The organism is Collinsella tanakaei (genome assembly GCF_016902615.1).
GTDB lineage: Bacteria > Actinomycetota > Coriobacteriia > Coriobacteriales > Coriobacteriaceae > Collinsella > Collinsella tanakaei_A.
Map to the genome: position 1 here is coordinate 29,990 of NZ_JACJMB010000004.1, position 15,441 is coordinate 45,430.

The following is a 15,441-nucleotide window of genomic DNA, read 5'->3' on the forward strand; positions in this document are numbered from 1 at the left end:
GCGTATAATGGTGGGCGTTCGACCTTATACGGAAGGAGAGCGCCCATGGCACTCACCGAAACCGATGTGCGGGGCATCGCCGACTACGCCCGCATCGCCCTGGAGGGCGATGAGCTCGCGGAGATGACCTCCTACCTCAACGACGCCGTCGACATGCTCGCGCCGGTGCTCGACTACGACCTGCCCGACGTGGAGCCCACGTTCCATCCGATCGGCGACCTTGCGAACGTCATGCGCGAGGACGAGGAGCTGGGTCAGCGCGATCTGCCGCTCGAGGTTGCCCTCGAGAACGCAGGCAGCACGCGCGACCGGTATTTCCGCGTGCCCTCGATTCTGGGAGAGGCGGGTGATCGCTGATGGCGCAGTATATCGATACCCTGAGCGCGGCGCGCATCGCCGCCGGCATCAAGGCGGGGGAGTTTTCCGCCCGCGAGGTCGCGCAGGCCTCGCTTGATGCCATCGCCGCTCGCGAGGACGCGGTGCAGGCGTTTCTGCAGGTGTGCCCCGAGCTCGCCCTGGCCGCGGCGGACCGCGTCGACGCCGCGCGCGCGGCGGGCGGGGAGCTGCCGCCGCTTGCGGGCGTGCCGTTTGCCATCAAGGACAACATGAACCTCGTGGGAACGCGCACGACGTGCGCCTCGCGCATGCTCGAGAACTACGAGAGCGTCTACACCGCCACGTGCGTGCAGCGCATGCTCGATGCCGGCTGCGTGCCGGTGGGCAAGGCGAACATGGATGAGTTCGCCTTCGGCTCCACGACCGACAGCTCCGCGTTCCACCCCACGCACAACCCGTGGGATACCGAGCGCGTCCCGGGTGGCTCGTCGGGCGGCTCGGCTGCGGCGGTCGCCGCGGGCGAGGTGCCGCTGGCGCTCGGCTCCGATACGGGCGGCTCGATCCGCCAGCCTGCGGCGCTGTGCGGCGTGGTGGGCATGAAGCCGACCTACGGCGCGGTGTCGCGCTACGGCGTCGTGGCCTTCGGCAGCTCGCTCGACCAGGTCGGCCCCTTCGGCCGTACGGTCGAGGACGTCGCGCTCGCCATGAACGCGCTCACGGGTGCCGGGAAGGATCCGTATGACGGGACGAGCCAGGACTGCCCCGTGGACTTCTGCGAGCACCTGAACGATCCGATCGAGGGGCGCCGGGTGGGCATCATCCCCGCTTTCATGGAGGCCGAGGGCCTGACGCCCGAGATGCGTGCAGCCGTCGAGGCCGCCGCGCGCGAACTCGAGAACCAGGGCGCTGAGCTCGTTGAGGTCGACCTGCCGCATCTGGATGCGGCCATCGCCGCCTACTACGTCATCGGCCCCGCCGAGGCGTTCTCGAACCTCGCGCGTTTCGACGGCATCCGCTACGGCTATCAGGAGCCCGACTGTGCGAACCTCGATGCGCAGAGCTCGCTGTCGCGCGCCCACGGCTTCGGACCCGAGGCGAAGCGCCGCCAGATGCTCGGCGCGTACCTGCTGTCCTCCGGCGTGTACGACAAGTATTACTACGCCGCCCAGAAGGCGCGCACGCTCATCACGGCGGACTACGCGTCTGCCTACGAGCGCTGCGACGTGATTCTCATGCCGTCCAGCCCGCGCACCGCCTGGCGCCACGGCGAGATCTCGGATCCCACGCAGATGTATTTGGCCGACCTGTACACCATCTCCATCAACATCGCCGGCAACGGTGGCGTATCGGTTCCGCTGGGGCTGGGCGCCGATTCGGGCCTGCCGGTCGCCTCGCAGCTCGTGGGCCCCGCCTTCAAGGACCGCACGATGCTCATGTTCGCCCGCGCGCTCGAGCGCGGTCTGACCGATGCCGCCACGGGTGCGCCGGCGCTTTCCGTCGCGCCCGCATTCGCCGGGAAGGGGGGTGAGCTCGCATGAAGGAACTCTCCGAGGTCCTGAAGGACTGGGAGGCCGTCATCGGCCTCGAGATCCATACCGAGCTCACGACGCTCGAGACCAAGATGTTCTGCAACTGCAAGAACACCCACGATGCCAAGCCCAACGCCAACGTGTGCCCGGTGTGCCTGGGCCTGCCCGGTGCGCTGCCGGTGCCCAACAAGCGCGCGATCGAGAGCATCGTGAAGGCGGGCCTTGCCACGAACTGTGAGGTCCAGAAGCACTCGATGTTCTACCGCAAGCACTACTTCTATCCCGATATGGCGAAGAACTTCCAGACCACGCAGGGCCCGGTAGCGTTTTGCATGCATGGTCATCTGGACCTGGAGGTTACCGGCCGCGGTGCCGCCGAGCGCCCGGAGTGTGCCTTCGGAGCGGCTGAGGCGCAGAGCCTGGCGAGCGCGAGCGCGAACGCCGTGGGCCTGTCGACTGCTATGGCCACCCAGATGCGCGAGGGCTCCCACGGCGGCGCCTTGGCAGGTATGAGCGGGTACAACACTGCCAACCTCGCGCTGCCCGAGCGCCATGAGGACGGGTCCTACACGGTGCCCATCCGCATCCTGCGCATCCATATGGAGGAGGACGCGGCGAAGATGGTGCACGTGGGCGGCGAGGAGGGCCGCATCGCGGCGGCGAGCGAGTCACTGATCGATTACAACCGCTGCGGCACCCCGCTCATCGAGCTGGTGACCGAGCCCGACCTGCGCACGCCCGAGGAGGCGCGCCTGTTCATGGAGAAGCTCCGCCGCATCTTCCTGACGCTCGGCATCTCCGACTGCTCCATGGAGCACGGATCCATGCGCTGCGACGGCAACGTGAGCCTGCGCCGCCGCGGCGAGACGAAGCTCGGCACGAAGACCGAGCTCAAGAACCTGAACTCGTTCAAGGCGCTGCACGATGGCCTGGCCTACGAGATCTGCCGCCAGGCGGAGGTGCTCGAGGAGGGCGGCATCATCTACCAGGAGACGCGCCACTGGGAGCCGGGCCGCAAGCGCACGGTCGTCATGCGCGTGAAGGAGACCGCCGACGACTACCGCCTGTTCCCCGATCCCGATCTGGCGCCGTTCGACCTCTCCGATGAGTTCATCGCTCACTGCGCCGCCGAGATTCCCGAGCTTCCGGACGCCAAGCGCGACCGGTACGAGACCGCGTTCGGCATCAAGCGCGCGGACGCTGAGCAGATCGCCGGCGATCCCGAGACGGCGGCGTTCTTCGAGGCCTCTGCTGAGGGCCTGTCCGGCAAGCCCGCGCAGGCGGTGGCGAACCTTATCGTGAACGAGCTCGCCGCCTACCTGAAGGGCGTGGAGGGCGGCATCACCGACTGCGGCATCGCGCCCGCCCAGGTGGCTTCGCTCGCCAAGCTGCTCGCCGAGGACGCCATCAGCTCCAATCAGGCCCATGAGGTGTTCGGCCTGATGGCTGAATCCGGTGAGGACCCGGAGAAGATCGTGGACGAGCGCGGCATGCGCCAGGTGAGCGATGCGGGCGCGCTGCAGCCCATCGTGGACGAGGTGCTTGAGCGCTGCGCCGACCAGGCTCAGCAGTACCGCGACGGCAACCAGAAGGTGCTCGGCTTCCTTGTGGGCCAGTGCATGAAGGAAAGCCGCGGCCAGGGCAACCCGAAGCTGTTCAACGAGCTGCTGCGCGCGAGCCTGTCGTAAGGACGGCGCGAAGCGCGTGATGGTAGGGCTCCCCGTGACGGTGGCGGATTTGCTGCCGTTACGGGGAACCTTCTTTTTGGAGCGCGACTCCTCGGCATAAAGAAAAAGCGGCAACGCATATGCGCTGCCGCTCAAAGCAAGCTGTCTTATGTGCGTGCCGCGCGGGGGCGGCGAGTAGGTTCGTTTCTACAGCGTGGAGACCTGAGCCTTGATGACCTGGGACTCGGCGATGCGCTCGGCGGCCTCCAAGGTGCCAGTGTGCTCGATGGCCGCGAGCGAACGGTAGATCCAGGAGTTGACGTTCTGGTTCTCGTTCGTCTTCTCCTTGACGGCCGCGGCGACGTTCTGGAGCTCGCCCAGAAGCTGCGACTTGACGCCGCCGATCTTGAGCATGTCGGCGATGGAGTGGGCGGGCACGCCGCGCTTCTCGCTCACGTGGTCGATCATGTCGGTCACGGTGCTCATCTGCTCAGCGCGCTGCTCATCGGAAAGGGTCCGATCGAGTGCAGACAGGCCGTCGATGATGACGGATGCGGGGTGACCGCAGGGCACGAAGTCCTCGATCTCGTCCATGGCCTGCGTGATGGTGGCGCCCAGGCCGACCAGGGCTCCGGCGAGCTGTGCGTTCTGTGCGTTCATGTGTAACCTCCAAATACGAGGGCAAGCAATGTGCAGTGAGAACGATACCGGTTGTGTCCAGCCCCATTCAACAATTGTGGTGCAGTCTTCACGTTTGTGAAGACTATCAGAACAGTGGGTAAACAGCGTGATAAAACGATATATCACGAGGTAAACGGTATTATTTTGAAATATCTTCCAACTTTTTCATCATTACCGTTCGCCGATTGAACAGATGCGTCCGCCGGAAATGATTGAGTTGGAATGTCCATTATGGTTGTTTTTATGTACAAGAACGTGCTCTTTTGCGCACAAGGGATTATCGATTGCGCACGACGACATAGGTGTGCATGCCATCGTCACAAAAGAAGCCGAACCGCCAGCGTGCGGCAGTTCGGCTTCGCTGCGTGTGGTGGAGCCGCGGAGAATCGAACTCCGGTCCACGAAAGCCCCCTGATCGGCATCTCCAGGCTCAGTCGCTGATTTCATCTCGGGCACGTTGCGCGCAGCGACACGCTCGCGGTACCCCAATCGGTTCGATCTTAGCCCGCACCATACCGATTACGTGTGCGGGCGCATTCCCCTTAAATGACATCGGGCTCGGGTCGGGGAAGCTCCCGAGCGCGACGCGCTGCAATTAAATACTAAGCAGCGAGAGCCAGCTGGGGCTCATAAGAAGAATTCTTGTCAATTCATTTTGACGGTACCCCTGTTTAACGTGGGCGAGGAGACCACGGCCTGCTTCCTCTCTCAGAACTATCGTGTCGAAACCAGTCGGCCCCAAAAGGGTCGGAGGGCGGCATCTGCCGCTCGACCTGTCAATGTGCACGCACGCGAGAACGCGTACGGGATAGCTATTCTACCACGGCCGGCGCGTGCGTATACGCGCCCCAGATCGGGATAGCTCATCGCTTCGCGGTGTCCTCTGGGGGGGACGGGGTAGTTTGGGGACATCCTGCGCCCGGTCGGGCGCAGGATGTCCCCAAACTACCCCGTCCCCCCAGAGGAACCCTTCGTTTACGTTGGGCGATTTGTGGTAGAAGAGGACCAGGGAACATCGACGAAAAAGGATAGGCGGCTATGGATCAGCGGGCGGAGAATGCGGGCAAGACAGCGATCATCCTCGAAGGCGGAAGCTTCCGCGGGCAGTTCACCGCAGGAGTACTCGACGTGCTGATGGAGCACGGCATCTGGCCGGACGCGTGCTTCGGCGTGAGCGCCGGCGTCCTGAACGGCCTCAGCTACAAATCGCGCCAGATCGGACGTCCGAACCGCGTGAACCTGGCCTTTTGCAACGACGAACGCTACATGGGCACCCGTTCGCTCGCGCGCAGCGGCAGCTTCATCGGGTACGACTTCATGCTGAACGACGTGCAGGACCGGCTCGATCCCTTCGACAACGACGCTTATCTGGCGAATCCGATGCCGCTGTGGGCGACAGCGACCGATATCGTGTTCGGGACCGCGGCCTACCTGGAGGTCAAAAACGCCGTGCTCGACATCGACGCGGTGCGCGCCTCGACATCGCTTCCGCTCATGGCTCCACCGGTCGAGATCGACGGGCACCTGTACCTCGACGGCGGCGTGGCGGATTCCGTGCCCATCGAGCACGTGTTGGAGGACGACGGCTTCGATCGCGCTGTCGTGGTCCTCACGCAGCATCGCGCCTACAAGAAGGGCCCCTATGAGTTCATGCCTGCGGCGCGTGCGCGCTACGGGGAGTACCCGTATCTGCTCGACGCCATCGAGAGCAGGCATGAGCGCTACAACGAGCAGCGCGAGCATATCTGGGCCTATGAGGATGAGGGGCGCGCTCTCGTGATCGCGCCGGTGCGCCCGGTCGAGGTGGGGCACATTGAGCACGACGCCGCAAAGCTCCTCGACTTGTATATCCAGGGCCGTCAGGAATGCATCCATAGGCTTCCGGACATCAAGGCGTTTCTCGAGCGCTAGTGTCTTAACCGTGCAGCCGCGCCCGGCCCCGGAGCCACGCACACATGTGCAGAAACTCTGCGTGCGTGCAAACGCCACATTGACCCCGCATCCGTGCGCGCTATAATTCTTCAGTCATTTGCAGAGCCCCGTGAATCTCTGTTAAGACACGTACTGTACATGGAGGAGTCAAGTGATTCAGAAGTCGACTCACTACGCCAAGCAGGGTGAGGTTGCCCGCAATTGGGTCCTCGTCGATGCCGAGGGCGCTGTCCTGGGCCGTCTCGCCACTCAGGTCGCCATGATCCTGCGCGGCAAGAACAAGCCCCAGTTCACCCCCAACTCTGACTGCGGTGACTTCGTGGTGGTCATCAATGCCGATAAGGTCCAGCTTACCGGTAACAAGGCCGACCAGAAGGTCTACTACCGTCACAGCGGCTACAACGGCGGCCTCAAGGCTGAGAGCTTCCGTCAGGCCATGGCCAAGCACCCTGAGAAGGTCATCGAGCGCGCCGTCCGCGGCATGCTCCCCAAGACCACCCTTGGCCGTCAGCAGCTCAAGAAGCTCAAGGTCTACGCTGGCCCCGAGCATCCGCACGCTGCTCAGAACCCCACCAAGATCGAGCTGGAGGCATAAAAGATGGCTGAGAACACCGTTGTTTATTACGGCACCGGCCGTCGCAAGAACGCCGTTGCCCGCGTCCGCATCGTCCCCGGTACCGGCAAGGTCACCGTCAACAAGCGTGACGCCGCCGAGTACTTCGGCCGCAAGCAGCTCGTCGAGAACGCTCTCGCCCCCTTCAAGGTCACCGACACCGCCGGCACCTTCGACGTCATCGCCCTGTGCGACGGCGGCGGCATCACCGGTCAGGCTGGTGCCCTGCGCCTGGGTATCGCCCGCGCCCTGCTGAAGGCTGGCGATTACCGCGCCGACCTCAAGCGCGCTGGCTTCCTCACGCGCGATGCGCGTGTCGTCGAGCGCAAGAAGTACGGCCTCAAGAAGGCCCGTCGCGCTCCGCAGTTCTCCAAGCGCTAAGCTTTACTGCATGTATTGGCAGGGCCTGTCGACCGCCTCGACAGGCCCTGTTTTTGTGCGGAATTCCTGCCTTCTTACCAGGCCCGGTTCACATACGCTGGGCGAATGGGAGCAAGGGGGTCGATATACCGCGGCACGTGGTCCAAAACAGCCAAAATGGCGTGTGCCCGGTTGTTTCTTTGCGGTACGATAGCGATACGAACACTCTGTTTCTTCGCACGGGTGAACAAGGGGGATCATGTTCAGCGAGTTTCTCAAGTCGTTTGGCTTTGGGAAGCGGAACAACGTTCTGCTTTCTCCGATGGCGGGCAAGGTTATCCCGCTCTCCGAAGTCAACGACCAGACATTTGCTGCTGGCCTTTTGGGACAGGGCGTTGCGATCGAGCCGACGGGCAACAAGGTCGTGGCACCATCTGATTCTAAGATCGAGGCGATTTTTCCGACGGGGCACGCGCTCGCGCTCCATACCAACGAGGGCCTCGATATCCTGATTCACGTCGGCCTGGATACCGTCAAGCTTGACGGGAAGTACTTCAACGTGAAGGCTTCCGTGGGGCAGATGGTCAAGAAAGGTGACGTGCTGATCGAGTTCGACCGTGAGGCGATCGAGCGGGAGGGATACGACGTCACGGCGCCGATACTCATCTGCAACTCCGTTGAGTTCTCGAGCATCAAGGGCAACGTCGGCGACACCGTATCCGAACTCGACCAGCTGATCACCGCTCGCGAGCGGTGAGTGAGACCGGGTAGAATCGGCCCCGGCGCCGGATGTCGGGAGCGGTTGGATATCGTTAGGTATAGCGAGAAAGGGTTCCGGCATGATTTCTATCGTACGCGCGCGTGATTACAACGACATGAGCCGCAAGGCGGCGAATATCATCTCCGCGCAGATCATCCTCAAGCCGAACTGCGTGCTGGGCCTTGCGACCGGCTCGACGCCGATCGGCGCCTACCAGCAGCTTGTCGAGTGGTACAAGAAGGGCGACCTCGATTTCTCCCAGGTGTCCTCCTATAACCTCGACGAGTATCGCGGCCTGTCGGGCGACAACCCCCAGAGTTACCGCTACTTCATGAACACCAACCTGTTCGATCACGTGAACATCGACAAGGCCAACACCCACGTGCCCGACGGCATGGCCGAGGACGGCGAGGCCTCCTGCGCCGCTTATGATGCCGCCGTCGCCGCTGCCGGCTATCCCGATCTTCAACTTCTCGGTATCGGCAACAACGGCCACATCGGCTTCAACGAACCCGACGACCACTTCTCCAAGGGTACGCACCTGGTCGATCTGACCGAGTCCACCATTGAGGCCAACAGCCGCCTGTTCGACAGCATCGACGAGGTGCCGCGTCAGGCTTACAGCATGGGTGTTCAGACCATCATGTTCGCCAAGATGATCCTCGTTATCGCCAACGGCGAGAAGAAGGCCCAGGCCGTGCACGACATGTGCTTCGGCCCGGTGGCCCCGAGCTGCCCGGCGTCCATCCTGCAGCTGCATCCCAACACGGTGCTCGTGGCTGACGAGGAGGCCCTGTCGCTGTGCGCTGACGAGCTCGCGTAAGTTCCGCATACCAAAGATGGGAAGCTGGGCGCTTCCCGCTGACGCAAGGCGTCTCCTGAAGGAGGCGCCTTGTTTCGTAATCGAGCGGTCTAAGCCTGTGCGTCTTTTCGCGCCTGGCGGGCACAAAGCGCCTCGCGACAGAGCGGCCCCTATTATCAACTCTCAAAGAAATATAGCATACTTAACATAAAACTTTATATTAACGAACCAAAAGTTTGCGAAAAGTGCTTTACTGTACCTCACGCCAACGTGGCCGACCCGACACGGCATCGCGCGGGCGCATACCAAAGGGGCCCAGCCGGGCCGATGTGCAAGGAGGTAGCCATGGCGGACACGACGGTACAGAAGCAGGAGACGGTTCAGCAGGCGGAGGATGCCGGGGCGGAGCGCTCGCAGACCGCACGCGAGCAGGGGTATACAGGCCGTCTGGTCCGCCGCGACCACCTGCTGCGCAGCATCGGGGGCAAGGGGACGGAATCGGGCATCGTGCTGATCGTCGCCCCCGATGGATTCGGCAAGACGGCGCTGCTCATCCAGTACGCCCATGCGGCTGCAGCGCAGCGTGGGCGCGAGGGCGCGCTGGCCATCGATGGGGCGAATCTGAGCTGCGAGGAGCTGCTCGAGCGTCTTGCGTGCCCGGGGGATGCCCTGCCCTGGGCGACCCGTCCGCTTGTGACCCTTGATGGGATTCCGCGCCTGACGCGCAACGAGACGAAGGCGCTCGCTGCTGCCCTGCGCGCGCTGCGCGACCGCGGTGCCGAGGTGGTCGTGGCATGCACCCCTGCCCGCAGGCAGCTGTTGGATGAGCTGTCCGATGCAGCGCGCATCGAAGCGCAGGCGCTGCTGGTCTCGCCGCGCGAGTACTCCGAGTGGGTCGCGCTGTACTCCATCGCCCGGACGCTCGATGTCTACGGGTTGACGGAGGGCATTCCGGCGCTGGTGGCGTGCCTGGAGTCGGTCAGCGAGCGCGCGAGCGACACAAGCCCGCTCGAGGACGGCATCCAGAAGCTCTACCAGGAGACGCTGGACGACCTACGTCGCGAGCGCGATCCGCTCCACCGCGTCGTGTGCATGCTGCTGCTCATGGGTGCCGGGACGCTCGGCGATCTGACACATGGGGAGGTGAAGCTGCGCCAGGAGACGATCGGGCGGCTGGTGCGCGACTACCCTATGTTCAACATCGACCAGCAGCATGGGGCGTTTCGGTGCCTGACGCGGCGAAAAGATGCCCTGGCCGGTCTGCGCCGGAAGATCGCTTCGAGCAAGCCCGGCTACGCGCTGGTCGCCGCGCGCGCGTTGGCGCGGGCGGAGCGCATCGACGACGCGGTGGCGCTTGCGCAGGCCGTCCTGTCGCGCTCCGAGCGCGTCGAGCTGATCGTGCAGTTTCCCGCGGCGTTCGCGCTGGCAGGACAGGGTGCGTTCGTGGCCAAGACGCTTGCGGCGACAGGCGAGGTCCTGTCGAGCGGCATCGAGACGGGAGCGCTGATCGCCGCCTACGTCTCCGCGCTGACGATGGGCGATTACCGCCTGGCACGCGGGGCCGCCATCGAGCTCAGACGCCGCGCCACCGCGATTCCGCAGCAGGTGGCGCCTGCGGACTGGGCGTGCGCGCGGGCGGTGGCCGAGACGTGGGAGAGCGTCAGCGGCATCGCGCTGCCGGACGTGCGCGAGCCCGCCGCTGCACGCCTGGGCGTACGTGCCGCCACGCTGCTGCGCGCCCACGTGCGCGTCTACGATGAGCTCGTGGCGGGAACCGGCGATGTGACGTGGGGAGAGGACGTAAAGCTGCTCGAGGACGGCGCGAGTGCCAACGAGATCGATATCCCGCGGCTGCTGCTGCTTTGCGACAGGTATCTCGATGATATTATGCACGGCAAGGGGCTGGAGGTGGGCAACCGCGAGGCGCTTGAGCGCCTGGTCGAGCGCCTCATGATGCGGCGCCTGGCGCCTATCGCCGTGCGCGTGCGCTGCGTGGTGAACATGGCGCGCCTGTTCGCGGGGGACCCGGTGGTCGATGAGCGCGGCTTCGTCGACGCGGGCACGACGGCGGTTCGAGAGTCCGACCTGCCCACGCAGCTGTTGTGCCTGGCTGCGGAAGGGTGGCAGGGCCTCGCGGTCGGTCAGGCGATCAACGGGCAGTTCCGCGGGCAGCAGGTCATCAAGCTCGCAGGGGAGGACCAGGTGTTCCTGCACTCGTGGGGAACGCTGCTCGAGCGCGTGGCGCACCTGCGGGGCACCTCGCGCGTCAAGGTGCGCGAGGAGGCGGAAACGCTCGATCTGTCGGAGGAGGACCCCACGCCGGCGCGCGCCTGGTGCGTGGCGCTGCACCTGGCGGCAGCCCGCTTCGATTCGGAGCTTTCGGCATGGTACTCGCTGCACAAGGACCTGATGCTCGAGGCGCGCTTCAGGCCCTGCGCGCGGCTCGCCATGAGCATGCTCGGGAGCAAGGCCGACTCCATGCGCAAGCTGCTGCCGCGTACCGTCGCGCCGACGCTCGTGCCGGCAGGCGAGCCGGCACCCGCCCCGGACACGCTGTTCGAAGTCGTTCCGGGCGGTATCGCCTCGGAGGTGGGGCAGGTGGTCATCAACCTGTTCGGCGGCTTCCAGGTGGAGCGCAACGGCCATACGCTCACCCAGACCGTATGGCGCCGGAAGAAGGCGAGCGTGCTCGCGGCGCGGCTTGCGCTGTCGCTGGGAACGTTCGTGAGCAGGCGGACGATCATCGACGAGCTGTGGCCGAAGGCCGAGTACGCACGCGGGCGCGAGAGCCTATACGTGACGCTTTCGGCCTTGAGGTCGGCGATGGGGCAGCGCGCGGGCGGTCCGCAGTACGTGCTGACCCAGGGCGAGGGTATCGCGCTGAACGGCGAGTTCGTGTACTCGGACACGAAGCGATTCGAGGGATTGGCGCGCGAGATTCTCTTGAGCGGGGACACGGTGCCCGCGCAGCAGATCGTGGAGGCGGCACTCAAGATGGAGCAGATCTACCGCGGACCGCTCTACCTGCCCGACAGCGGCGATGCGAGCTTCTTTGCGAACATGCGCCGCGCCTACCTCTCGCGCTATATCGACTGCATGATGCGCGGGGTGGATGCGGCGCTGCGCATGGAGAACCTCAACTCGGCGGCGTGGCTGGTCGAGGCGGCGCTGAAGCAGGCGCCGACGCGCGAGGACGTGATTCGGCATGCGATGACGGTGTTCGACCAGTGCGGGCGCCGGCGTGAGGTGGTGGAGCTCTACAACAGCCATCTGCACTATCTTGAGCGCGAGCTCAGCACCCTGCCGGAGCAGGAGACGCGCGAGGCGTACGACCGCATCATCAACCAGACGCGTCGCGTGGCCATGCTGTAGGGGAGAGGGGCGTGCAGCTGTCGTGTCGGCGGCACGCGCGTTTAGCTTCGGGGCCGCCAGCGCGCGCGATGCGATGGCGGCCCCGAAGGCGATAGGCGGCGGGAAATCGCCGGTGCGTCCGCGCAGCCGGGGGATACGGCGGCTACGCGGACGCACCGGGGCACTCGGTGTCGCAGTGCCCGCAGGCACCCGGCTGGGCGGTTCGGGGTAGCTGCGCTCGAGTTGCCCGCCCGCAAAAGCCGGCATAAACAGGCCTGTCCGGCAGCGTCTACCTTAGCTGCCCGACGCGCGGTGTCGGCACTCCCCAGGAAGCGCCTTGACGAGCGCAGCGCTAGCAGAGCTTGATCTTCTCGATGTCCTTGCGGGAGCTCTCGCGGTAGATGGTGAAGCGGTGGCCAATCACTTGGACGACCTCGGCGCCGGCGAGCTCGGCGAGCGTGCTGGCCGCGTCGCGCGTCTCGAGGCCGCAGCCATCCTGCACCGCGCACTTGACGAGCTCATGGGCCTCGAGGGACTCCTCAGCCTGCTCGACGACCGCGTCACTGACACCGCCGCGTCCGATCTGGACGGTGGGGTTCAGGTGATGCGCAAGGGCGCGAAGCTGGCGAACCTGCTTGCCGGTAAGTGCCATAGGGTGAGCTCTCTTTCTTTGTGGTGATCGGTTAGCGGGTACACGATAGAACACCCCACCCGACAATGCCAGAGCGCAAGCCAATTTTGCACAAGTCGGGCTACCTGCGGGATGGATGCCCCGGGGTCGCCGAACGCGCGTCCCAGGAGAGGTGCGCCCAGCGGACCATGCGGATGTGATCGAGCATGTACGCGCCTTGCGGCCGTCCCTTGGAACCTGGCTCGCCGACGTGCGGGTTTTCAACCATGTGCTGGGCGATGTAGGCGCGAAGCTCGTCGATGCGGTCCTCGTTGCCATCTTCGAGCATGCGGGAGAAATCGGCCACGCCGTCCTCCAGCGAATCGAAGGTGTCGCGCCGCGGCGAGGCGATGTAGCGCACCTCGGGCGTGAGCCCCATGCCGATAAGGATGTTGAAGGCGTAGACGTAGTCGCCGGACCGTGTGACCGAGGCTCCGATGGCATCCATGATGTGCTCGTCATAGCGCGGGCTCGCGCCGGCGATCAGGGTGATCGCGCAGCGCCGACGGGCTGCGGCGGTGAGCTTTCCGAGCGCCGCCTTGAGGTCGGCGGTCGCGATGGACCGGCTCGCCAGGGCGACATCGACCGACTTGGGCTCGATGCCCGCCAGGCGCCAGTCATCATCCCAGGCGAGCTGGACGGGGTCTATGCGGTCGAAAAGGCCGCATTCGCGCGCCGTCTCGTCGAGCACGGCGAGCATACGCGGCGAGAAGTCCACGGCGATGACGCGATGCCCCGCATGCGCGAGGGGGATGGCGAGCGACCCCGCGCCGCATCCCATGTCGAGTACCGTCTCGCCCGCCCGGATGCCGGTGAGCTCCAAGAAGGCTTGGGCATAGGGATGCGTCTCCCGCGGTCGGAAATGCCGCGCCCGCGCGTCCCAGAACGAAGGGTCGTCCGGACCGCGCCGCTTGGCCTGCAGCGCCTTCCACTCCTCATTCCAATCCGTCTCCAACAGCCGCGACCTCATCGCATCCCCTTACGTAAAAAAGCGCGGCGCCCAAGCGCCGCGCGCCATATTTCCTCTAGCAAGAACCGCTTCCCACGCCGGTAGTGCCGCCCACCGCGCCGGCCGCTTCCCGGCGCCAACCGAGAAACATGGGCAACGGAGCCGGCAGCGGGGGCCTCCCATCACCCCCTGCGCGAGATTCCGCACGCAAAGGAGAGCCCAGCGGGCTCTCCGTCTTGCGCAGGACTGCCCGAGCGCAGGGGATGATGGGGGCCTCCCGCGCTCGGGCCAGAAACCTAGTTCTTCAGCGAGTTGAGCGGCGCCGGGAAGCGTCCGCCGCGGTGGGCGAACACGGTGCCGGCGTGGGGGTTTACCGGCATGATGGGCGCGCGCCCGAACAGCCCGCCGTAGTCCACGGACTCGCCGAGCCCCTTGCCGATGGCGGGGATGATGCGCACCGCCGTGGTCTTGTTGTTGATGACGCCGATGGCCATCTCGTCGGCGATGATGCCCGCGATGGTCTCGACCGAGGTATCGCCCGGAATCGCGATCATGTCGAGGCCCACGGAGCACACGCAGGTCATGGCCTCGAGCTTCTCAAGCGAAAGCGCGCCGGCCTCGACGGCCTCGATCATGCCGGCATCCTCGGACACGGGGATGAACGCGCCGGACAGGCCGCCCACGCTGGAGCTCGCCATGACGCCGCCCTTCTTGACGCAGTCGTTCAGCAGGGCGAGCGCCGCGGTGGTGCCGGGGCCGCCGCAGGTGCCCACGCCGATGATCTCGAGGATGCGGGCCACGGAGTCGCCGACGGCGGGGGTGGGGGCGAGCGAGAGGTCGACGATGCCCTTCTCCACGCCCAGGCGGCGGGCTGCCTCACGGCTCATGAGCTCGCCGGCGCGCGTGATCTTGAAGGCGGTCTGCTTGATCTTCTCGGCGACCTCCATCATGTCGGCGCTCTCGGGCAGCTGCTCCAGGGCGGCGGCCATGACGCCGGGACCCGAGACGCCGACGTTGATGACGGCGTCGGCCTCGCCGGAGCCGTGGGTGGCGCCGGCCATGAAGGGGGAGTCCTCGACCATGTTAGCGAACACGACGAACTTCGAGGCGCCGACCGACTCGCGGTCCGCCGTGAGGCGCGCGGAGTCGAGCACGGTCTGGGCGACCATGAGCACGGCGTCCATGTTGATGCCGGCGCGCAGGCTCGCCACGTTTACGCTCGAGCACACGCGGCTCGTCTGGGCGAGCGCCTCGGGGATGCTCTGGATGAGGCGACGGTCGGCGTTACCGATGCCCTTCTGGACGAGTGCGGAGAAGCCGCCGAGGTAGTCGATGCCGAGGGTCTCGGCGGCGCGGTCGAGCGCGTGCGCGAGCGGGGTGAGATCCTCGTCGGGGCAGGCGGCGGCGATCTGCGCGATGGGCGTTACGGAGACGCGCTTGTTCACGATGGGGATGCCGTACTCGCGCTCGAGCGCCTCCGCGGTCGGGACGAGCTGCTCGGCCGTCTTCGTGACGCGGTCGTAGATCTTCGTGCTCATCTTCTCGATGCTCTCGTCCGCGCATCCCATGAGCGAGATGCCCATGGTGATGGTGCGGATGTCAAGATGCTGCTCTGAGACCATGCCACGGGTCTCGGCGATTTCTGCGGGCGTGATCGCCATGGGCGCTCCTTTGTTCGCAACGGTTGCATGCCTATACCAAACCCCATTCTAACAACCCGCCTGCGCACCTGCGCTCTCGACGGGGTGCTGGCGGCTTCTCTGCAACAAATCGGTTGCCGTGGGGCAATGC

13 protein-coding genes and 1 other RNA gene are annotated in these 15,441 nt (G+C 65.4%); 9 read left to right on the forward strand and 5 right to left on the reverse strand.

Going from position 1 to position 15,441, the window contains the following annotated elements; translation table 11 throughout:
* Positions 1-45: 45 nt before the first annotated feature.
* The 3 genes from gatC to gatB are packed head-to-tail and all read left to right on the forward strand — an operon-like array spanning position 46 to position 3,553.
* Positions 46-357, forward strand: a complete 312-nt coding sequence (gene gatC / locus H6A21_RS02245) for an Asp-tRNA(Asn)/Glu-tRNA(Gln) amidotransferase subunit GatC (protein WP_204559968.1) — start codon at positions 46-48, stop codon at positions 355-357.
* Positions 357-1,874, forward strand: coding sequence for an Asp-tRNA(Asn)/Glu-tRNA(Gln) amidotransferase subunit GatA (gene gatA, locus H6A21_RS02250; protein WP_204559969.1), 1,518 nt, complete (start codon positions 357-359; stop codon positions 1,872-1,874). The genes gatC and gatA overlap by 1 nt, the downstream gene beginning before the upstream one ends.
* Entirely contained in the window at positions 1,871-3,553 is a 1,683-nt protein-coding gene (gatB, locus tag H6A21_RS02255) for an Asp-tRNA(Asn)/Glu-tRNA(Gln) amidotransferase subunit GatB (protein ID WP_204559970.1), read from the forward strand. Before gatA ends, gatB begins: the two co-directional genes overlap by 4 nt.
* Before the next feature lie 186 nt (positions 3,554-3,739).
* Here the strand turns inward: gatB and H6A21_RS02260 are convergent, their stop codons facing one another.
* Positions 3,740-4,192 carry a hypothetical protein gene (locus H6A21_RS02260; protein ID WP_204559971.1) on the reverse strand — a complete coding sequence of 151 codons (453 nt, stop codon included), beginning with the start codon at positions 4,190-4,192 and terminating at the stop codon, positions 3,740-3,742.
* Positions 4,193-4,581: 389 nt separating this feature from the next.
* Positions 4,582-4,953: a transfer-messenger RNA gene (ssrA, locus tag H6A21_RS02265) on the reverse strand.
* A 298-nt stretch (positions 4,954-5,251) separates the two neighbouring features.
* Here ssrA and H6A21_RS02270 point away from each other — a divergent pair.
* The 6 genes from H6A21_RS02270 to H6A21_RS02295 all read left to right on the forward strand — a co-directional run bounded on the left by H6A21_RS02270 (position 5,252) and on the right by H6A21_RS02295 (position 12,052).
* Positions 5,252-6,124 (forward strand): patatin-like phospholipase family protein, encoded by an 873-nt coding sequence (locus H6A21_RS02270; protein ID WP_204559972.1) that lies wholly within the window; start codon positions 5,252-5,254, stop codon positions 6,122-6,124.
* Between the two features lie 172 nt (positions 6,125-6,296).
* Complete coding sequence (rplM, locus tag H6A21_RS02275) at positions 6,297-6,740, forward strand: 50S ribosomal protein L13 (protein WP_204559973.1); 444 nt, start codon at positions 6,297-6,299, stop codon at positions 6,738-6,740.
* A gap of 3 nt (positions 6,741-6,743) precedes the next feature.
* Entirely contained in the window at positions 6,744-7,139 is a 396-nt protein-coding gene (gene rpsI / locus H6A21_RS02280) for a 30S ribosomal protein S9 (protein ID WP_204559974.1), read from the forward strand.
* Positions 7,140-7,377: 238 nt separating this feature from the next.
* The gene (locus H6A21_RS02285) at positions 7,378-7,875 is read left to right on the forward strand and encodes a PTS sugar transporter subunit IIA (RefSeq protein WP_204559975.1); all 498 of its coding nucleotides are present in this window, start codon (positions 7,378-7,380) and stop codon (positions 7,873-7,875) included.
* An 82-nt stretch (positions 7,876-7,957) separates the two neighbouring features.
* Positions 7,958-8,701, forward strand: a complete 744-nt coding sequence (gene nagB, locus H6A21_RS02290) for a glucosamine-6-phosphate deaminase (protein WP_239462583.1) — start codon at positions 7,958-7,960, stop codon at positions 8,699-8,701.
* A gap of 324 nt (positions 8,702-9,025) precedes the next feature.
* A complete protein-coding gene (locus H6A21_RS02295) occupies positions 9,026-12,052 on the forward strand; it encodes an AfsR/SARP family transcriptional regulator (RefSeq protein WP_204559976.1) in 3,027 nt (1,008 codons plus the stop codon).
* A 331-nt stretch (positions 12,053-12,383) separates the two neighbouring features.
* On the opposite strand, the gene yhbY is transcribed toward H6A21_RS02295, so the two are convergent.
* The 3 genes from yhbY to H6A21_RS02310 form a co-directional block, all read right to left on the reverse strand.
* A complete protein-coding gene (gene yhbY, locus H6A21_RS02300) occupies positions 12,384-12,683 on the reverse strand; it encodes a ribosome assembly RNA-binding protein YhbY (protein ID WP_204559977.1) in 300 nt (99 codons plus the stop codon).
* A 100-nt stretch (positions 12,684-12,783) separates the two neighbouring features.
* A complete protein-coding gene (locus H6A21_RS02305; RefSeq protein WP_204559978.1) occupies positions 12,784-13,671 on the reverse strand; it encodes a class I SAM-dependent methyltransferase in 888 nt (295 codons plus the stop codon).
* Positions 13,672-13,946: 275 nt separating this feature from the next.
* Positions 13,947-15,311, reverse strand: coding sequence for a PFL family protein (locus tag H6A21_RS02310; protein WP_204559979.1), 1,365 nt, complete (start codon positions 15,309-15,311; stop codon positions 13,947-13,949).
* Between the last annotated feature and the right edge of the window lie 130 nt (positions 15,312-15,441).

What these genes read in the sequence shown, in the direction of transcription:
- nagB (WP_239462583.1), top strand. Translation starts at nt 7,958, where the DNA reads ATGATTTCTATCGTACGCGCGCGTGATTACAACGACATGAGCCGCAAG.
- gatB (WP_204559970.1), top strand. Translation starts at nt 1,871, where the DNA reads ATGAAGGAACTCTCCGAGGTCCTGAAGGACTGGGAGGCCGTCATCGGC.
- H6A21_RS02295 (WP_204559976.1), top strand. Translation starts at nt 9,026, where the DNA reads ATGGCGGACACGACGGTACAGAAGCAGGAGACGGTTCAGCAGGCGGAG.
- H6A21_RS02260 (WP_204559971.1), bottom strand. Translation starts at nt 4,192, where the DNA reads ATGAACGCACAGAACGCACAGCTCGCCGGAGCCCTGGTCGGCCTGGGC.
- H6A21_RS02310 (WP_204559979.1), bottom strand. Translation starts at nt 15,311, where the DNA reads ATGGCGATCACGCCCGCAGAAATCGCCGAGACCCGTGGCATGGTCTCA.
- H6A21_RS02270 (WP_204559972.1), top strand. Translation starts at nt 5,252, where the DNA reads ATGGATCAGCGGGCGGAGAATGCGGGCAAGACAGCGATCATCCTCGAA.
- rpsI (WP_204559974.1), top strand. Translation starts at nt 6,744, where the DNA reads ATGGCTGAGAACACCGTTGTTTATTACGGCACCGGCCGTCGCAAGAAC.
- yhbY (WP_204559977.1), bottom strand. Translation starts at nt 12,683, where the DNA reads ATGGCACTTACCGGCAAGCAGGTTCGCCAGCTTCGCGCCCTTGCGCAT.
- gatA (WP_204559969.1), top strand. Translation starts at nt 357, where the DNA reads ATGGCGCAGTATATCGATACCCTGAGCGCGGCGCGCATCGCCGCCGGC.
- gatC (WP_204559968.1), top strand. Translation starts at nt 46, where the DNA reads ATGGCACTCACCGAAACCGATGTGCGGGGCATCGCCGACTACGCCCGC.
- H6A21_RS02285 (WP_204559975.1), top strand. Translation starts at nt 7,378, where the DNA reads ATGTTCAGCGAGTTTCTCAAGTCGTTTGGCTTTGGGAAGCGGAACAAC.
- H6A21_RS02305 (WP_204559978.1), bottom strand. Translation starts at nt 13,671, where the DNA reads ATGAGGTCGCGGCTGTTGGAGACGGATTGGAATGAGGAGTGGAAGGCG.